19 protein-coding genes and 1 pseudogene are annotated in these 17217 nt (G+C 76.1%); 16 read left to right on the top strand and 4 right to left on the bottom strand.

Features of this window, described 5'->3' with window-relative positions; all coding sequences use genetic code 11:
- Nucleotides 1-11: 11 nt before the first annotated feature.
- Both GA0070214_RS04025 and GA0070214_RS04020 read left to right on the top strand, forming a co-directional pair.
- A complete protein-coding gene (locus GA0070214_RS04025) occupies nt 12-677 on the top strand; it encodes a TcmI family type II polyketide cyclase (RefSeq protein WP_091259082.1) in 666 nt (221 codons plus the stop codon).
- A 104-nt stretch (nt 678-781) separates the two neighbouring features.
- Nucleotides 782-1453, top strand: coding sequence for a DUF2238 domain-containing protein (locus GA0070214_RS04020; RefSeq protein ID WP_091259080.1), 672 nt, complete (start codon nt 782-784; stop codon nt 1451-1453).
- A 9-nt stretch (nt 1454-1462) separates the two neighbouring features.
- Here GA0070214_RS04020 and GA0070214_RS31710 read toward each other — a convergent pair whose 3' ends face one another.
- Complete coding sequence (locus GA0070214_RS31710) at nt 1463-1630, bottom strand: hypothetical protein (protein WP_167364185.1); 168 nt, start codon at nt 1628-1630, stop codon at nt 1463-1465.
- 223 nt (nt 1631-1853) lie between these two features.
- Here GA0070214_RS31710 and GA0070214_RS04015 point away from each other — a divergent pair, with 223 nt between their 5' ends.
- Nucleotides 1854-2237, top strand: coding sequence for a DUF1622 domain-containing protein (locus tag GA0070214_RS04015; RefSeq protein ID WP_091259078.1), 384 nt, complete (start codon nt 1854-1856; stop codon nt 2235-2237).
- Nucleotides 2238-2252: 15 nt separating this feature from the next.
- Here the strand turns inward: GA0070214_RS04015 and ygiD are convergent, their stop codons facing one another.
- The gene (gene ygiD / locus GA0070214_RS04010; RefSeq protein WP_091259076.1) at nt 2253-3122 is read right to left on the bottom strand and encodes a 4,5-DOPA-extradiol-dioxygenase; all 870 of its coding nucleotides are present in this window, start codon (nt 3120-3122) and stop codon (nt 2253-2255) included.
- A gap of 134 nt (nt 3123-3256) precedes the next feature.
- Here ygiD and GA0070214_RS04005 point away from each other — a divergent pair, with 134 nt between their 5' ends.
- The 6 genes from GA0070214_RS04005 (at nt 3257) to GA0070214_RS03980 (ending at nt 8821) form a co-directional block, all read left to right on the top strand.
- Nucleotides 3257-5314 carry a heavy metal translocating P-type ATPase gene (locus GA0070214_RS04005; protein WP_091259073.1) on the top strand — a complete coding sequence of 686 codons (2058 nt, stop codon included), beginning with the start codon at nt 3257-3259 and terminating at the stop codon, nt 5312-5314.
- A gap of 97 nt (nt 5315-5411) precedes the next feature.
- Entirely contained in the window at nt 5412-5813 is a 402-nt protein-coding gene (locus GA0070214_RS04000) for a TOBE domain-containing protein (RefSeq protein WP_091259071.1), read from the top strand.
- 11 nt (nt 5814-5824) lie between these two features.
- Complete coding sequence (gene modA, locus GA0070214_RS03995) at nt 5825-6592, top strand: molybdate ABC transporter substrate-binding protein (RefSeq protein ID WP_208602658.1); 768 nt, start codon at nt 5825-5827, stop codon at nt 6590-6592.
- A complete protein-coding gene (locus tag GA0070214_RS03990; RefSeq protein ID WP_091259067.1) occupies nt 6589-7389 on the top strand; it encodes an ABC transporter permease in 801 nt (266 codons plus the stop codon). Before modA ends, GA0070214_RS03990 begins: the two co-directional genes overlap by 4 nt.
- Entirely contained in the window at nt 7371-8444 is a 1074-nt protein-coding gene (locus tag GA0070214_RS03985; protein ID WP_091259879.1) for an ABC transporter ATP-binding protein, read from the top strand. Before GA0070214_RS03990 ends, GA0070214_RS03985 begins: the two co-directional genes overlap by 19 nt.
- Nucleotides 8445-8542: 98 nt before the next feature.
- Nucleotides 8543-8821, top strand: coding sequence for a hypothetical protein (locus tag GA0070214_RS03980; protein ID WP_091259065.1), 279 nt, complete (start codon nt 8543-8545; stop codon nt 8819-8821).
- A 24-nt stretch (nt 8822-8845) separates the two neighbouring features.
- Here the strand turns inward: GA0070214_RS03980 and GA0070214_RS03975 are convergent, their stop codons facing one another.
- Together GA0070214_RS03975 and GA0070214_RS03970 are read right to left on the bottom strand one after the other, a co-directional pair.
- On the bottom strand, nt 8846-10588 hold the full coding sequence (locus GA0070214_RS03975) for an alkaline phosphatase family protein (protein WP_208602628.1): 1743 nt from the start codon (nt 10586-10588) through the stop codon (nt 8846-8848).
- 88 nt (nt 10589-10676) lie between these two features.
- Nucleotides 10677-11504, bottom strand: a pseudogene (locus GA0070214_RS03970) (CDP-alcohol phosphatidyltransferase family protein); the annotation flags it as partial.
- A gap of 53 nt (nt 11505-11557) precedes the next feature.
- Between GA0070214_RS03970 and GA0070214_RS03965 the strand changes: the two are divergent.
- The 7 genes from GA0070214_RS03965 to GA0070214_RS03935 all read left to right on the top strand — a co-directional run bounded on the left by GA0070214_RS03965 (nt 11558) and on the right by GA0070214_RS03935 (nt 17210).
- Complete coding sequence (locus GA0070214_RS03965; protein WP_091259062.1) at nt 11558-12535, top strand: zinc-dependent alcohol dehydrogenase; 978 nt, start codon at nt 11558-11560, stop codon at nt 12533-12535.
- Between the two features lie 4 nt (nt 12536-12539).
- Complete coding sequence (locus tag GA0070214_RS03960; protein WP_091259060.1) at nt 12540-12938, top strand: 6-pyruvoyl trahydropterin synthase family protein; 399 nt, start codon at nt 12540-12542, stop codon at nt 12936-12938.
- 4 nt (nt 12939-12942) lie between these two features.
- Nucleotides 12943-13980: a glycosyltransferase family 4 protein gene (locus GA0070214_RS03955; protein WP_091259058.1), complete on the top strand. Its 1038-nt coding sequence runs from the start codon at nt 12943-12945 to the stop codon at nt 13978-13980.
- Entirely contained in the window at nt 13977-14789 is an 813-nt protein-coding gene (locus GA0070214_RS03950) for a small ribosomal subunit Rsm22 family protein (RefSeq protein ID WP_091259056.1), read from the top strand. The genes GA0070214_RS03955 and GA0070214_RS03950 overlap by 4 nt, the downstream gene beginning before the upstream one ends.
- 97 nt (nt 14790-14886) lie before the next feature.
- On the top strand, nt 14887-15819 hold the full coding sequence (locus GA0070214_RS03945) for a lysylphosphatidylglycerol synthase domain-containing protein (protein WP_244167566.1): 933 nt from the start codon (nt 14887-14889) through the stop codon (nt 15817-15819).
- Nucleotides 15820-15888: 69 nt separating this feature from the next.
- Nucleotides 15889-16524: a GTP cyclohydrolase II gene (locus tag GA0070214_RS03940; protein ID WP_091259052.1), complete on the top strand. Its 636-nt coding sequence runs from the start codon at nt 15889-15891 to the stop codon at nt 16522-16524.
- Nucleotides 16521-17210 carry a RibD family protein gene (locus GA0070214_RS03935; protein WP_091259050.1) on the top strand — a complete coding sequence of 230 codons (690 nt, stop codon included), beginning with the start codon at nt 16521-16523 and terminating at the stop codon, nt 17208-17210. The genes GA0070214_RS03940 and GA0070214_RS03935 overlap by 4 nt, the downstream gene beginning before the upstream one ends.
- The last annotated feature ends 7 nt before the right edge of the window (nt 17211-17217 follow it).

Below are 17217 nucleotides of genomic sequence, written 5' to 3'. Positions count from 1 at the left end.
AAGGAGCAGTCATGGTCTTCCGGAACGTGATCGTCTGCCACATGGTCCCCGGCAGCGACAAGATCGTCGGTGACGTCTTCGGCCACTACGACAAGGCCACCCGGCCTCAGGACCTCGGGGTCATCGGGCGCATCCTGCTGTCTCACCACGACCTCTACATCCACGTCATCGAGCGCGAGCAGGACCCGAGGATCTCGGGCCAGACCCGGGGCCTGCCCGCGTTCCAGAAGATCGCCGAGGCCATCGGCCCGTACGTGACGCCGTACCCGAGGTACTGGAAGAACCCGTCCGACTCGGTGGCCAAGGAGTTCTACCACTGGGCCCCGGAGGGGGAGCCGCCCGCGGAGACCACGCTGACCGTGATCGTCGGGCGGATCAAGCCCGGCGCCGAACCGGACGTGGCCCGGGTCTTCGCCGAGTCCGACGCCGGCCCGCTGCCGACCGAGCTGGGCGTCACCGGGCGCTGGCTCTACTCGATCGACGACGTCTACGTCCACCTGCTCGAACAGGAGGCGTCGGCCGCCGAGGCGACCCGGAGCAACCACGACGCGAAGCCGGTCTTCGCGAAGGTGATGCAGGACCTGGCGCCGTACGTGAGCCCGTACCGGCCGGAGGAATGGCACGGGCCGCAGGACTCGGTGGCCACCGTGTTCTACCGCTGGCAGGCCGAGGACTGACCCGGGCGGCGGGGGCGTCGGAGGGCGCCCCCGCCGCCCGCTATCGTCGGCCTCTCCGGACGGCGCCGGGCCGCACCGGGTGAGACGTGAACAGGCGGTCGCCGGTGTCCCGAGCACGCAGACTCGTCCCACCGGCGCTGCTGGTCCTGGTCCTCGCCGCCCTGGTGGCCTCCGGCATCCGGCCGTACGACCGGCTGACCTGGCTGCTGGAGACGGTCTGGGTGCTCGTCGGCATCCCGCTGGTGCTGGTCACCTGGCGCCGGTTCCCACTGACCACGCTGCTCTGCTGCCTGCTCGCCGTGCACGCGCTGATCCTCGTGGTCGGCGGCCACTACAGCTACGCGCGCACGCCGGTCGGCGACTGGGCGCGGGAGGCGTTCCACCTGTCCCGCAATCCCTACGACCGGCTCGGCCACTTCATCCAGGGCTTCGTGCCGGCGATCCTGGTCCGCGAGATCCTGGTCCGCCGGTCGCCGCTGCGCGGCAGCCGCTGGCTCGCCCCGCTGGTGGTCTGCGCCTGCCTGGCGTTCAGCGCCCTCTTCGAGATGATCGAGTGGTGGGCGGCGCTGGCCGGCGGGGCGGCGGCCGACGACTTCCTCGCCACCCAGGGAGACGTCTGGGACACCCAGTGGGACATGTTCCTGGCGCTGGTCGGCGCGATCACCTCGCTGGCGCTGCTCAGCCGCCTGCACGACCGCCAGATGCCGGCCGGCGCCCCGCCGGGCGCCGCCGTCGACGCCGTGGCGGCCCGGACCGACCTGTCGCCGGAGCCCTGAGCGGAGGGCTCACTCCTCGCCGACGGGCTCCGTCTCGCCGTCGTGCTCGTAGCGGGGCGTCAGGTGCTCGTCGGGCTGCGGCGCCTGGGCCAGGTTGTGGTGCGGGTCCCCGTCCGCGGAGTACAGGACGTCGTCGGTCTTCTTGCTCTTCTCCTGGTCCTCTTCCGGCTGCGTCACGTCCGCTCCTCGCCAGGTGCCGTCGGTGACCGCCCGCCGGGGCGGCGGGACGGTCCGGTCCGATTCCCACCCTAGGCGCGGCGGCGGGCGGTGGTAGGCGAATGCCGGCGAGCCCACCGCCCGGGCGGGCTCGGGTGAAAAGCCGCCCGCCGGCGGCGGCGATGCGACAGGGTGATGCTGCGGACGGCACGCGCGGGGGCCGCCGGCGGTACGGGGGTGTCGGGTGCCGACCAGGGAGATCATCCAGCACGTCGGCACGCTCCTGGACCTGGCCGGCGTGGTGGTCATCGCGGTCGGCGTCGCCATCGCCACGGTCGTCTTCGGACTGCGCTGGTGGCGCACCCGGCAGGTCGTCGACCACTACCGGTCGTACCGGCAGGGGGTAGGACGGGCCATCCTGCTCGGCCTGGAACTCCTGGTCGCCGGGGACATCATCCGGACCGTGGCGGTGTCGCCCACCTTCACCAGCGTCGGGGTGCTGGCGCTGATCGTGCTGGTCCGGACGTTCCTCAGCGTCTCGCTGCAGGTGGAGCTGGACGGCCGCTGGCCGTGGCAGGGCAAGGTGCCGATCGGCGGCTCCGGCGTGGGGTCCCGACCGGAGCGTTGAGGTGTGTGAGCGGGCTCAGATGTTGGCGGAGTCCGCGGGCACGCCGGCCGGCAGCGACGGCGCGCCGCCCGGTGGCTGAGCGCCCCGGCAGCGCAGCCCGAGGGTGTACGCGGTCATCGACAGCGACCCGTAGGCGTACCCGTCGACCAGCACCTCGGGGCGGTCCCCGGCGGCGCCGGCCAGCCCGGCCAGGTAGAGCAGCGGGATGAAGTGGTCCGGGGTCGGCACCGCGAGGTCGAAGTCCCGGTGCCCGTCCAGCCGGGCCACCTCGGTCGGCGCGTCCCGGACCGTCTCGCGGGCGGCGTCGTCGAAGCGGCGCGCCCAGTCGAAGCCCTCGTCGGCCAGCCGCGGGTCGACGCCGCCCAGGTTGTGCACCACGTTGCCGCTGGCCACCACGAGCACGCCGCGCTCGCGCAGCGGGGCGAGCCGGGCGCCGAGGTCGAGGTGGTAGTCGAGGGGCTTGAACGCGTTGATGCTGAGCTGCACCACGGGGATGTCGGCGTCGGGGAACGCGTGGGTCAGCACCGACCAGGTGCCGTGGTCGATGCCCCAGGAGTCCACGTCGGCGCCCACCCAGGTGGGGTGCACCACGTCGCTGATCTCCTCGGCCAGCTCCGGCAGCCCGGGCGCGGGATAGCGCACGTCGAAGAGCTGCTGCGGGAAGCCGTAGAAGTCGTGGATCGTGCGCGGCCGGGGCATCGCGGTGACCGCGGTGGCGCCGATGTACCAGTGCGCGGAGACCACCAGGATGGCCCGGGGCCGGGGCACCGAGCGGCCGAACTCCCGCCAGGCTGCGGTGTAGCGGTTGACCTCCAGCGCGTTCATCGGGTTGCCGTGCCCGAAGAACGCCGCCGGCTGCACCGTCTGGGTGTTCTGCTCGCTCATCTCGCTCCCGGGGCCGGCCCTGCCCCGAGGCTAACCCGCGGGCCCCTCGCGTGTCCGGCCACCGGTCGCGACGGGACCGGCGGGTTGGCGGATACCCCCTAGGGGTATATGGTGGGGCGCGGAGGTGGAGTTCGATGCAACACGAACACGGGCACCACGGCGCGGGCCACGACGCGCACGCGGGGCACGACAAGCACGCGGGGCACGACCCCGAGCAGTTCCGCCGCAAGTTCTGGCTGAGCCTGGCGCTGACCGTGCCGATCGTGCTGACCAGCCACATGGTCATGGACTGGCTCGGCTACTCGCTGGAGTTCCCGGGTGTCCGCTGGGTCGGCCCGATCCTCGGCACGATCGTCTTCTTCTACGGCGGCTGGCCGTTCCTGGTCGGCGGCGTCCGGGAGGTCCGCGACCGGGCACCGGGCATGATGCTGCTGATCTCGATGGCCATCACGGTCGCGTACCTGGCGTCGGCGGCCACCAGCCTCGGCCTGTTCGACCTGGACTTCTGGTGGGAGCTGGCGGCCCTGGTCACCATCATGCTGCTGGGTCACTGGCAGGAGATGAAGGCGATCGGGCAGGCCCAGGGCGCCCTCGCCGCGCTCGCCGCGCTGCTGCCCGACGACGCCGAACGCCTCGACGACTCCGGCGCCGCGCACCGCGTGCCGGTGGCCGACCTCGGGGTCGGCGACCTGGTACTGGTCCGCTCCGGCGGCCGGGTGCCCGCCGACGGTCGCATCGTCGACGGGGCCGCCGAGCTGGACGAGTCGATGATCACCGGGGAGTCCCGGCCGGTGCCGCGCGGCGTCGGGGACCGGGTGGTCGCCGGCACCGTGGCCACCGACTCGGCCCTGCGGGTACGCGTCGAGGCCGTCGGCGAGGACACCGCGCTCGCCGGGATCGGCCGCCTCGTCGCCCAGGCGCAGTCCTCCGGCGGGCGCGCCCAGGTGCTCGCCGACCGGTTCGCCGCGCTGCTGTTCTACGTCGCCGCCGTCGCCGGCCTCGCCACCTTCGCGGCCTGGCTGCTGCTCGGCAACACCGACCAGGCCGTGGTGCGGACCGTGACGGTGCTGGTGATCGCCTGCCCGCACGCCCTCGGGCTGGCCATCCCGCTGGTCGTGGCGCTCTCCACGGCGCTCTCCGCCCGCGCCGGCATCCTCGTGAAGGACCGGCTCGCCCTGGAACGCATGCGCACCGTCGACGCGGTGCTGTTCGACAAGACCGGCACCCTCACCAAGGGGCGGCACACCCTCACCGGGGTGGCCGCCACCGGCGGGCTGGACGACGACGCGGCGTTGCGCCTTGCCGGCGCGGTCGAGGCCGACAGCGAGCACCCGCTCGCCCGGGCCCTGGTCGGCGCCGCGCAGGACCGAGGGCTGCGGGCGGTGGCCCGGGACTTCCGCTCGCTGACCGGCCGGGGCGTACGCGCCACGGTGGACGGCGCCGACTGGGCGGTGGGCGGCCCGGCCCTGCTGCGCGAACTGGGAGCCGACGTTCCCGGCGAGCTGGCCCGGACGGCGCAGGGCTGGTCGCGGCGGGGCGCCGCGGTGCTGCACCTGGTCCGGCTGTCCGAGAACGGGCGCCCCGAGGTGGTCGGTGCGTTCGCCCTGGAGGACGAGGTCCGTCCCGAGGCCCGGGCGGCCATCGCCGAACTGCGCGAGCAGGGGGTGAAGAAGATCGTGATGATCACCGGGGACGCCCGGCCGGTCGCCGAGGCGGTCGCCGCCGACCTGGGCTTCCGCCCCGGCGTGGACGAGGTCTTCGCAGAGGTGCTGCCGGCCGACAAGGACAAGGCGGTCACCGAACTCCAGTCCCGCGGGCTGACCGTCGCCATGGTCGGCGACGGGGTGAACGACGCTCCGGCCCTGGCCCGCGCCGACGTGGGCGTGGCCATCGGCGCCGGCACCGACGTGGCCATCGAGTCCGCCGGGGTGGTGCTGGCCTCCTCCGACCCGCGCGGGGTGACCGGCGTGATCCGGCTGTCCCGGGCGTCGTACCGGAAGATGCGGCAGAACCTGGCCTGGGCGGCCGGCTACAACGTGGTGGCCATCCCGCTCGCCGCCGGCGTGCTGGCCTGGGCGGGTGTCGCGCTCAGCCCGGCGGTGGGCGCGGTGCTCATGTCCGCCTCCACCATCGTGGTGGCGCTCAACGCCCAGCTGCTCCGCCGGGTCCGGCTCACCCCGGCCGACGGCTGACGGACCGCAGTTACGGCCGATGCGGCCCCTCGCTCCTGGTGGATGCGAGGGGCCGCGCGGCTTCACACCCGCACCTGCGAACCGCTAGGGTGGCCGCGTGACGGTGTTCCGGATCGGCGAGGCCGCCGAACTGCTCGGGGTCAGCGCGGACACGGTCCGCCGCTGGATCGACGCCGGGCGCCTGCCGGCCACCCGCGACGAGCACGGCCACCGGGTGCTCGACGGCGCCGACCTGGCCGCGTTCGTCCGCGCCCCGGGGCACCCCGAACTCTCCTCGGCCCGCAACCGGCTGCGCGGCATCGTGACGGCCGTCGTGAAGGACACCGTGATGGCCCAGGTCGACATCCAGGCCGGGCCGTTCCGGATCGTGTCCCTGATGAGCCGCGAGGCGGTCGACGACCTCGACCTCCAGGTCGGCTCCGTGGCCGTCGCCGTCATCAAGTCGACCACCGTCGTGGTGGAGCGCGCGCCCGCGCCGAAGGGGAGGACCAACCCATGACCGCACGGTGGATCCGCGCCGCCCTGGCCGGGGTGGCCGCGCTGAGCCTGGCCCTGACCGGGTGCGGCGGCGCCGACGACGAGCCGAGCGCCGGCACGGGCGGCAGGGTGACCGTGTTCGCCGCCGCCTCCCTCACCGAGACCTTCACGAAGCTCGGCAAGGACTACGAGGCCGCCCACCCCGGCACCAAGGTCGTCCTCAACTTCGCCGGCAGCTCAGCGCTCGCCACCCAGATCACCCAGGGCGCGCCGGCCGACGTGTTCGCGGCCGCCTCGCCGGCCACCATGACGACCGTCACCGACGCGGGCGACGCCGCCGGGACACCGGCCGTCCTGGTCCGCAACCAGCTCGTCATCGCCGTACCCAAGGGCAACCCGGACCGGGTCGCGGGCCTGGCCGACCTGGCCCGGCCCGGCGTGAAGGTGGCGCTCTGCGCCGAGCAGGTGCCGTGCGGTACGGCGGCGAGGACCGCCCTCGCCGCCGCCGGCGTGCGGCTCACCCCGGCGACCCTGGAGCAGGACGTCAAGGGCGCACTCGCGAAGGTGAAGCTGGGCGAGGTCGACGCGGCGCTGGTCTACCGCACCGACGTGCGCGCCGCCGCCGAGCTGGACGCCGTCGAGTTCCCCGAGTCCGCCCGGGCGGTCAACGACTACCCGATCGTGGTCCTGAAGCACGCCGGCAACCCGGCCGGGGCCCGCGCGTTCGTCGACCACGTCCGCTCCGACGCCGGCCTGGCCGTGCTCACCGCCGCCGGGTTCCAGGCCCCGCCGAACCGGTGACCCGACCCGCGCGCCGCCGGCAGCGGGTGCCGCTGGCCCTGCTGCTCCCCGCCGGGCTCGGCCTGCTCTTCCTCGTCCTGCCGCTGGCCGGGCTGCTGGTCCGGGCACCGTGGACCACGCTGCCCCGGCGGCTGGCCCAGCCCGGCGTGCTCACCGCGCTGCGGCTGTCCCTGGAGACCGCCACGGCCGCCACGCTGCTCTGCGTCGCGCTCGGCGTACCCCTGGCCTGGCTGCTGGCCCGGGTCGAGTTCCCCGGCCGGCGGCTGGTCCGCGCGCTGGTCACCGTGCCGCTGGTCCTGCCGCCGGTGGTCGGCGGCGTGGCGCTGCTGCTGGTCTTCGGCCGGCGCGGGCTGCTCGGGTCCTGGCTGGACACCACCTTCGGAGTGAGCCTGCCGTTCACGACCGCCGGGGTGGTGCTGGCCGAGGCGTTCGTGGCCATGCCGTTCCTCGTCATCGCCGTCGAGGGCGCGCTGCGCGGCGCCGACCCGCGCTACGAGGAGGCGGCGGCCACGCTCGGCGCCGGGCGCTGGACCACCTTCACCCGGGTCACCCTGCCGCTGGTCGCCCCCGGGGTGGCGGCCGGCGCGGTGCTCTGCTGGGCCCGCGCGCTCGGCGAGTTCGGCGCCACCATCACCTTCGCCGGCAACTATCCGGGGCGGACGCAGACCATGCCGCTCGCCGTCTACCTGGCACTGGAGACCGACGTGCAGGCCGCCATCGTGCTGAGCCTCATCCTGCTCACCGTCTCCGTGGCCATCCTGGCCGGGCTGCGCGACCGCTGGGTCGGCACGGCGTGACGGCACCGCTGCTCGACGCGCACCTGGTCGCCGACCGGGGCGCCTTCCACCTCGACGTGCGGCTGCGCATCGCCGCCGGGGAGACGGTGGCCCTGCTCGGCCCCAACGGGGCCGGCAAGACCACCGCCCTGCGGGCCCTCGCCGGGCTGCACCCGCTCAGCGCCGGGCACCTCACCCTCGGCGGCGTCGACCTCGACCGCCCCGGCCGGCGGGTGTGGACCCCGCCCGAGCGGCGCCCCGTCGGCGTGGTGTTCCAGGACTACCTGCTCTTCCCGCACCTCAGTGCGCGCGACAACGTGGCGTTCGGGCCCCGCCGGCGCGGCGCCGACCGGCGGACCGCGCGGGCCCGGGCCGACGGCTGGCTGGACCGGGTCGGCCTGGCCGGGCAGGCCCGCCACAAGCCGCGCCAGCTCTCCGGCGGCCAGGCCCAGCGGGTCGCCCTCGCCCGCGCCCTCGCCGTCGAGCCCACCCTCCTGCTGCTCGACGAGCCGCTCGCCGCGCTCGACGCCCGGACCCGGCTCGACACGCGCGCCGAACTCCAGCGGCACCTCGGCGCGCACCCCGGCGCCACCCTGCTGGTCACCCACGACCCCCTGGACGCCCTGGTGCTCGCCGACCGGCTGGTCATCGTCGAGCACGGACGGGTGGTCCAGGAGGGTGACGCGGCGACCGTCACGGCCCGCCCCCGCACCGACTACGTGGCCCGCCTGGTCGGGCTCAACCTGCACCGCGGGCACGCCGACGGGCACGCCGTCACGGTCGGCGGCCTCACCCTCACCACGGCCGACACCGTGCACGGGGACGCGTTCGTCGCGTTCCCGCCGGCCGCCGTCGCGCTGCACCGGGGCCGCCCGGACGGCAGCCCCCGCAACGTCTGGCCGGCCACCGTGACCGGCGTGCAGCGGCACGGCGACAACCTCCGGGTCCAGCTCGCCGGCCCGGTCGACGTGGCCGCCGACGTCACCCCCGCCGCGGCCGCCCAGCTGGGACTGCGCCCCGGCCAGCCGGTCTGGGCGGCGGTCAAGGCCGCGGAGACCCGCGCGTACCCGGCGTGACGCACGCCGCTGGTCGGTCCACGCGGGCCGGTGGGAGGTTTGATCCCGGCCCGCCCGGTCACTGAACAGGGGGAGCGATCACGAAGAGGGGGAACGGGGTGCTTGAGCCGACACGGTTCCGATCCAGTCAGGATGCCGTCCTGCCGGACGACGTCACCGACCCGCTGCTGTGGCGCGCCGCGTACGACGTGGCCGTCGCGCACCAGCCCGACGCGACGGGACGCTGCCCCAGCCTGCTGTGCGCCGGGCGGAACGCGCCCTGCGAGCCGATGGTCAACGCCCGCCGGGCCATGCGGCTGGCCCGGGGCGGCGCGCGGCGCGCCGAGTTCCGGGAGACTCCCGGCCGGAGCGCCCGGGACCGGCGCCGGGCGGCCTGATCCCGAGCGGGCGCGGTGGCGCGGTCAGTGCGCGGGGGAGAACGCGGTGAGGAAGCGGTCCCGGAAGGTGTCCATCCGCCACACCGGCGCCTGCGGGCCGGGCCGCAGCCCGTCCTGCCAGCCCCAGTCGGCGACCCGGTCCAGCACGGCCGGGTCCTTCGCCACGATCGTGACGGGCACGTCCCGGCTCGCGCCCGCGCCGGTGACCGAGGCCGTCGGCTGGTGGTCGCCGAGCACGACCAGCACCAGGTCGTCCCCGCCGTGGGTCAGCACGTACGACACCAGGGTGCCGAGGCTGTACTCGATGGAGTGGGCGTAGTCGGCGCGGATCTGGGCGGCGTCCCGCTGCACCACGTCCCGGCTGCCACCGGTGCTCGTGGACGCCGTGTGGAAGATGGTGCCGTCGCCGACCGCAGCCCAGGGCACCGGCTTCGGGATGGCCGACCAGGGGGAGTGGCTGGACACGAGCGGGATCTCCGCCATCAGCGGGGCGTGCGGGCGGTCCCGCTCCAGCCGCTGGAAGGTGGCCAGCGTGTACTGGTCGGGCATCGGCGCGTAGCTGAACTTCGGGCCCCGGTAGGCCAGCTTCTCGGCGTCGTAGTAGCGGTCGTAGCCGAAGAACCTCCCCTCCGGCCACGGTTGCGTGGCGGCGGGGAACACGCCGACGGTCTGCCACCCGGCCCGGTGGAACGCGCCGTTCAGGGTGAGCCGGTTTCCGGCCAGCAGGTCCCGGTGCCGCTGGTCGTTGTCGATCCACAGCCCGGAGAGCAGGGTGGCGTGGGCCAGCCAACTGCCGCCACCGAACGTGGGCGAGGTGAGGAAGCCGCTGCGGGCGTCGTAGCCGGCCGTCCGCAGCCGGCGGTAGCCGTCGTCGAGCACCGCGGTCACGCCCGGCGCGAGCGCGGGGTCCTCCACGGCGTCGCGGCCGTAGCTCTCCACGAACGTGACCAGCACGTCCTTGCCGCGCAGCCCGGTCAGCAGCCGGTCGCCGGGCACGTCCCGCCAGGCGTCGGCCGTCATCTCCCCGGCGAACGCCGCGCGGTCGCGCAGGCCGGCCCGCACCTGGCCGACGTGCGACGCGACGAGGGTCGTCGCCGTCCGGTCGGCGACCGGCACGCCGGCGGCGAGGCGTACCCCGAACAGGGCGCAGCCCAGCCAGAGCACGGCCAGCGCGGCGACCACCCGCGCCGCGCCGGTGCGGTGCCGCGCCACGAGCCGGGCCAGCCGCCGCGCCGCGAGCGCCACGACCACCGGCAGGCCCGCCACCAGCAGCACCGCCCCGACCGCCGCGGCGACGGCACCCGCCCGGCCGACCGAGTCGGTCAGGTAGCCGTAGCCGTCGTCGAACAGCCCCCAGTCGAGCAGCACGTCGAACGGCCGGTCCCGGGCCACGAAGAAGCCGGCGTCCAGCAGCTTGACCACGGTCAGCAGGCCCAGCACGAGACCGAGCGCCACGGCGGCCGGCCGGCGGGCCCGGTCCGGCAGGACGAGCAGCAGCGCCACCGCGACCAGGGCCTCCACCGGAATCCGCAGCACCGCTCCCGGCCCGGCCCCGGCCAGCCGGTCCGGCGCTACCAGCGCCGCCACCACCAGCAGCGCGGCCAGCCCGGTGAGGACCGCTCCGGCCACCCGGCGGGTACGCGAGGCGGCCCGCGCCGGAGCGGCGGTGCCCCCGCCGGACGCGTCGCCCGGCGGCGGGGACGCCCCGGTGTCCGGGGCGGGGGTGGCCGGACCGGCCGGCCGGCGGAGTCGGATACGCAGTGCCACGAGGGGTCCTTCGGCGAGGGGGAGGGGGTCAGGCCGGCTGGTGGGCGACGATCCGGACGGCCACCGGCACCGGAGGAGCGGGCGGGGCGGTCGCGGCGGGCCGGAGGCCGAGCGCGGGGAGCGCGGTCGCGGCGGGCGGGGCGGCGGCCGCCGGGACCACTTCGACGGCCGGGACGGGCCGGGTCGCCGGGGCAGCCGGGCGGTGCCGCCACAGCCAGGCCACGTCACGGCCGAACGACTCGACCAGCAGGGCCAGCGCGCCGGCGACCAGCGACGCGGTCGCCACCGGTGGCAGCAGCCCGCTCGCCGCGACCGCGAGCACCACACCCTGCGCCGCCGCGACCACCTTGCGCCAGAACCGGGGCGGCAGCGTCCCGCCCATCCAGGGCAGCGGCCAGCTCGCCGCAACGAAGGCGTACCGCATCCCGCCGATGACCAGCACCCAGACGCCGACCGAGGGAGCCAGGTGGACGCTGAGCACTAGGAGCAGGAACGAGTCGACCTCCATGTCGAAGCGCGCCCCCAGCGCGCTCACCGTGCCGGTGCGCCGGGCCACCTGTCCGTCCACCGCGTCGAGCGCCAGCGCCACGGCGGTCAGCGGGACCAGCACGGCCACCGGCGCCGGGCCGCCGTCGACGACCAGGGCGAGCACCCCGCCGACCAGCAGCGCCCGGGCCAGCGTCACCCGGTCGGCCGGGCCGAGCCGGTCCGCGCCGGCCGCCCGCAGGCCACGCCGGAGGAGCCCGCAGAGCACCCCGGCGTACGCGAGGCCGGCCAGCCAGCCCGCCACGCCGAGGCCCACCGTGCCGGCGAGCCCGGCCAGCAGGAGGAACTGCACGATCAACCCGACCAACGGGCCATTTCGAACCGTGGACACCCTGCCTCCGTGTCTATGATCGACAACCCTGCCAGTCATCACGGGAAAATCGGCCGTCCGGTTCGGTCCGGATGCGGAAAAGAGGAGAATTCGTGACCGGTGAGGCCCGCGCCTTCTGGCTCCGCGCCCCCGGCGAGGGTGAAATCCGCACGGTCGCGCTCGACTCGCCCGGCCCCGGCGAGGTGCTGGTCCGTGCCCGCTACTCCGGCGTCAGCCGGGGCACCGAGACCCTGGTCTTCACCGGCCGGGTCCCCGCCGACCAGCACGCCACCATGCGCGCCCCGTTCCAGGAGGGCGACTTCCCGGCCCCGGTGAAGTACGGCTACCTGAGCGTCGGCATTGTCGAGGCGGGCCCGGCGGAGCTGCGCGGCCGTACCGTCTTCTGCCTGCACCCCCACCAGACCGCGTACGTGGTGCCGGCCGATGCCGTGGTGGTCGTACCCGATGAGGTGCCCGCGTCCCGCGCGGTGCTGGCCGGCACCGTGGAGACCGCGGTGAACGCGCTGTGGGACGCCGCGCCGCTGGTCGGCGACCGGATCACCGTGGTCGGCGGCGGCATGGTCGGCTGCAGCGTGGCCGCCCTGCTGGCCCGCTTCCCGGGGGTGCGCGTCGAGCTGGTCGACGCCGACCCGGCCCGCGCGTCGGTGGCCGCGGCGCTCGGCGTCGACTTCGCGCTGCCCGCCGACGCGGCCGGCGACCGGGACCTGGTGGTGCACGCCAGCGCCACCGCCGAGGGGCTGCAACGCGCCCTGGAGCTGCTCCGGCCCGACCGCACGGTGCTGGAGCTGAGCTGGTACGGCGACCGCCCGGTCACCCTCGCCCTGGGCGGTGCCTTCCACTCGAAGCGGCTCGGCATCCGCAGCAGCCAGGTCGGCACCGTGTCGCCGCGGCGCGCCGACCGCAGCTACGCCGACCGGCTGGCGGTGGCCCTGGACCTGCTCGCCGACCCGGCGTTCGACGCCCTGCTCACCGGCCGGTCCCGCTTCGCCGACCTGCCCGACGTGCTGGACCGGCTCGCCACGGGCCGGCTACCCGCGCTCTGCCACCTCATCACCTACGACGAGGAGTGATCTCTTGTTCAGCGTCACCGTCCGGGACCACATGATGGTCGCCCACAGCTTCCGCGGCGAGGTGTTCGGCCCGGCCCAGCGGCTGCACGGCGCCACCTTCGTGGTCGACGCCACCTTCCGCCGCCCGGAGCTGGACGCCGACGGGATCGTGGTCGACATCGGCCTGGCCACCGAGCAGCTCAAGGCCGTGCTCGGCGCGCTCACCTACCGCAACCTGGACGACGAGCCGGACTTCGCCGGGGTGAACACCACCACCGAGGTGCTGGCCCGGACGGTGGCCGACCGGCTGGCCGAGGCGGTGCACGACGGGCGGCTCGGCGAGGGGGCACGCGGCCTGGCCGGGATCACCGTCACCCTGCACGAGTCGCACGTCGCGTGGGCCAGCTACGAGCGGTCGCTGTGACCGGATGACGGTCGTGCACGTGGTGCTGCCGGGCGACATCGACGACCCGGCGAGCCCGAGCGGCGGCAACGGGTACGACCGCCGGGTGTGCCGGGAGCTGGCCGCCCTGGGCTGGTCGGTGCGGGAGCACCCGGTGCCCGGCGGCTGGCCGCACCCGGCGGCGGCCGACCGGGCGGCGCTGGCCGGGGTGCTGGCCGGGCTGCCCGACGGCGCGGCCGTGCTGCTCGACGGGCTGGTCGCGTCGACCGTGCCGGAGGTGCTGACCCCGGAGGCCCGGCGGCTGCGCCTCGTGGTGCTCGTGCACCTGCCGCTGGAGGACGAGGTCGAGGCTCGCGCCCTCCAGGCGGCGACGGCCGTGGTCACCACCAGCGACTGGACCCGCCGCCGGCTGCTCGACCGCTACCGGCTGCCCGCCGACCGGGTTCGGGTCGCCGCGCCCGGGGCGGACCCGGCGCCGGTCGCGCCGGGCTCGCCGGCCGGCGACCGGCTGCTCTGCGTCGCGGCGCTCACCCCGCTCAAGGGCCAGGACGTGCTCGCCGCCGCCCTCACCCGGCTCGCCGGCCTGCCCTGGACCTGTGACTGGGTCGGCCCGCTCACCCGCGACCCGGACTTCGTGGCGGTGCTGCGCCGCCGGCTCGCCGACAGCGGCCTCGCCGGCCGGGTGCGGCTGGCCGGCCCGCTGACCGGCGACGACCTGGCCGGCGTGTACGCCGCCGCGGACCTGCTGGTGCTGCCGTCCCGCCGGGAGACCTACGGGATGGTGGTCACCGAGGCGCTCGCCCGGGGCGTGCCCGTGCTGGCCAGCGACACCGGCGGCCTGCCCGCGACGCTCGGGCGCGCCCCTGGCGGCGACCGGCCCGGCCTGCTGGTGCCCCCGGCGGACCCGGCCGCGCTGGCCGGCGCGCTGCGCCGCTGGCTCACCGACCCGGACCTGCGGGACCGGCTGCGCCGCGCCGCCCGGCAGCGGCGGGACACCCTCACGGGCTGGCCGGTCACCGCCGACCGGCTGGCCGCAGCCCTCAAGGAGGCCACGGCCGCATGACCACCTCGCTGCTTCCCCCCGACTTCGCGGACTGGCTGCGGCTGCGCGAACCCGCCGACGCGGCCGCCCGCTCGGCCGAACTGCTCGACGCGGCCCGCCGCCGGCTGCCCGCCGACCGGCCGGTGGTCGTGCACGACCTGGGCAGCGGCACCGGCTCGATGGTCCGCTGGCTCGCCCCACGGCTGCCCGGCCCGCAGCGCTGGGTGCTGCACGAGCGCGATGCCGACCTGCTGGCGCTGGCCGCAACCGGGGCGGTCGTCGCCGCCGACGGCAGCCCGGTCACCGTGCTGACCCGGGGCTCCGACATCACCCGGCTGGGCGCCGCGGACCTGGCCGACGCCCACCTGGTCACCGCCTCGGCGCTGCTGGACATGCTCACCGCCGAGGAGATCGAGCGGATCGTGGCGGCCTGCGCCGGCCACCCCACCCTGTTCGCGATCACCGTGCTGGGCCGGGCCCGGTTCACCCCCGCCGACCCGCTCGACGCCGAGTTCGAGGCCGCGTTCAACGCCCACCAGCGGCGGACGGCCGCCGGGCGCGCCCTGCTCGGCCCGGACGCCGTGGACGCCACCGTGGCGGCCTTCCGCCGCCGGGGCGTCCCGGTGCGGGTCCGGCCCAGCCCGTGGCGCCTCGGCCCCGAACAGGCCGCGCTGATCGCGGAGTGGCTGGTCGGCTGGCTCGACGCGGCCGTCGAGGAGCGGCCGGAGCTGGCCGGCGTGGCCGGGACGTACCGGGAGCGGAGGCTCGCCGAGGCGGCGGACGGCCGGCTGCGGGTGGTGCTGCACCACGCCGACCTGCTCGCCGGATGAACCGGATCGGCCCGCGGCACGTGACAACAGGTGGACCGAGGGAGGACCGCTCTTGTCACACGCCGCCGTCGCCGGGCCCGTCCCGGCCGCCGCGCCCGTGCCCGCCCGGTCGTTCTGGGCCTGGGCCCGCCCGCTCGCCGGCGTCGCGGTGCTCGCCGCACTGGTCTGGTCGGTGGGCACCGGCCCGTTCCTGACCGGGCTGCGGCTGATCGACGCGCCCGCGCTCGCCGCCGCGCTCGGCATCGGCGCCGTCACCACCGTCTGCTGCGCCTGGCGCTGGTCGCTGGTGGCGGCCGGGCTGGGCGTACGGCTGCCGCTGCGGGCCGCGGTCGCGCACTGCTACCGGGCGGTCTTCCTCAACTCCACGCTGCCCGGCGGGGTGCTCGGCGACGTGCACCGGGCGGTGCGGCACGGCCGGGACGCCGGGGACGTGGCCCGGGGGGTGCGCGCCGTGGTGTGGGAGCGCACGGCCGGTCAGGTGGTCCAGCTGGTCATCGCGGTGGCCGTGCTGGCGGCGCTGCCGTCCCCGGTCCGGCCCTACCTGCCGGCGGTGGCCGCCGGGCTGGCGGCCGTCGCGCTGGCGCTGGCGCTGGCCGCCCGCACCGTGCCCCGCTCCGGCGCGTCCCGCTGGGCCCGCGCGGCGCGGACCGCGGTCGCCGACGTCCGGGCCGGACTGCTCGCCCGGCGCACCTGGCTGGGCGTGGTGACGGCCTCGGCCGTGGTGGTCGCCGGTCACCTGGCCACCTTCGTGGTGGCGGCGCGCACCGCGGGCGCCGACGCGCCGCTGTCCCGGCTGGTGCCGCTGACCCTGCTGGCCCTGCTCGCCATGGGACTGCCCACCAACGTGGGCGGCTTCGGGCCGCGCGAGGGGGTCGCCGCCTGGGCGTTCGCCGCGGCCGGCCTCACCGCCGCGCAGGGCGTCGCCACGGGCACCGTCTACGGGGCGCTGGTCCTGGTGGCCAGCCTGCCGGGCGCCGTCGTGCTGCTGGTCCGCCGCCGTCCGGCTCCGGAGCCCGGCGACTGTCGGTGATCCCGCCTACGGTGAGGGTGCGAGGTGTGCGTTGCCGGCCCGCCCGGCAGCCGCGGACGAAGGAGAAGCATGGACGAAGCTCTGCCCACCGCGACGGTCCGGACCCAGGTCACAGTCCCTCTGCGGTTCCCGGACGGCTACGTGACCAACGCCCGCGTGCACTCCTTCCACGGGCTGGTCGACGGCCGTGAGCACCTCGCCATCGGGCTCGGTGAGCCGCGCGACCCGGCCACGTCGCCACCGCTGGTCCGTCCGCACAGCGAGTGCCTGACCGGGGACGTGTTCGGCAGCCAGCGCTGCGACTGCGGCCCCCAGCTGCGCGAGGCGGTCGAGCGGATCGCCGACGCCGGCGGCTACCTGCTCTACCTGCGCCAGGAGGGCCGGGGCATCGGCCTCTACGCCAAGCTCGACGCCTACGCGCTGCAGGACGGCGGCCTGGACACCTACGAGGCCAACGTGGCGCTCGGCCGGGGCCCCGACGAGCGCGACTACACGGTGGCCGCGCAGATGCTCGCCGCGCTGGGCGTGAGCCGGGTGGCCCTGCTCAGCAACAACCCGGACAAGGCGGCCCAGCTCGAGCGGCTGGGCGTCACGGTGGTCGACCGGGTGCTCACCGGCGTGCACCTGTCCCCGGCGAACGCGGGCTACCTGGCGGCCAAGGTGACCCGCGCCGACCATGCCCTCGACCTGCCGTTCGTGCCGTGACCGGCCGGCCGTACGTGCTGCTCAGCTGCGCGATGTCGATCGACGGCTACATCGACGACGCCACCGCCGAGCGGCTGCTGCTGTCCAACGACGCCGACCTGGACCGGATCGACGCGGTCCGGGCCGGCTGTGACGCGATCATGGTGGGTGCGGCCACGGTCCGCCGCGACGACCCGCGGCTGCTGGTGCGCAGCGAGCGGCGGCGGGCCGAGCGGGTGGCCCGCGGCCTGCCGCCGTGCCCCGTGAAGGTCACCGTCACGGCCAGCGGCGACCTCGACCCGACCGCCCGGTTCTTCACCATGGGCGACGGGGCGAAGCTGGTCTACTGCCCGAGCGGCGTGGCGGACAAGACCCGGGAGCAGGTCGGCGCGGTGGCCACCGTGGTCGACGCGGGCGACCCGGTCACCCCCGAGGCGGTCCTGGCCGACCTGGCCGGGCGGGGCGTCGCCCGGCTCATGGTGGAGGGCGGTGGCAGCGTGCACTGCCAGTTCCTCACCGCCGGTGTCGCCGACGAGCTGCACCTGGTGGTCGCGCCGTTCTTCGTGGGCGACCGCCGGGCGCCCCGGTTCGTCGAGGACGGCCGCTTCCCGTGGCACCCGGGCCGCCGGGCCCGGGTCGTCGAGGTCCGCCAGATCGGCGACGTGGTGCTCACCCGCTACGCCCTCTCCGACCGCTGCCCCGGCTGACGGCGCC

This window comes from Micromonospora chaiyaphumensis (assembly GCF_900091435.1).
GTDB lineage: Bacteria > Actinomycetota > Actinomycetes > Mycobacteriales > Micromonosporaceae > Micromonospora > Micromonospora chaiyaphumensis.
The sequence above is the reverse complement of the archived record's forward strand: the minus strand, read 5'-3'. Positions and strand labels throughout refer to the sequence as shown.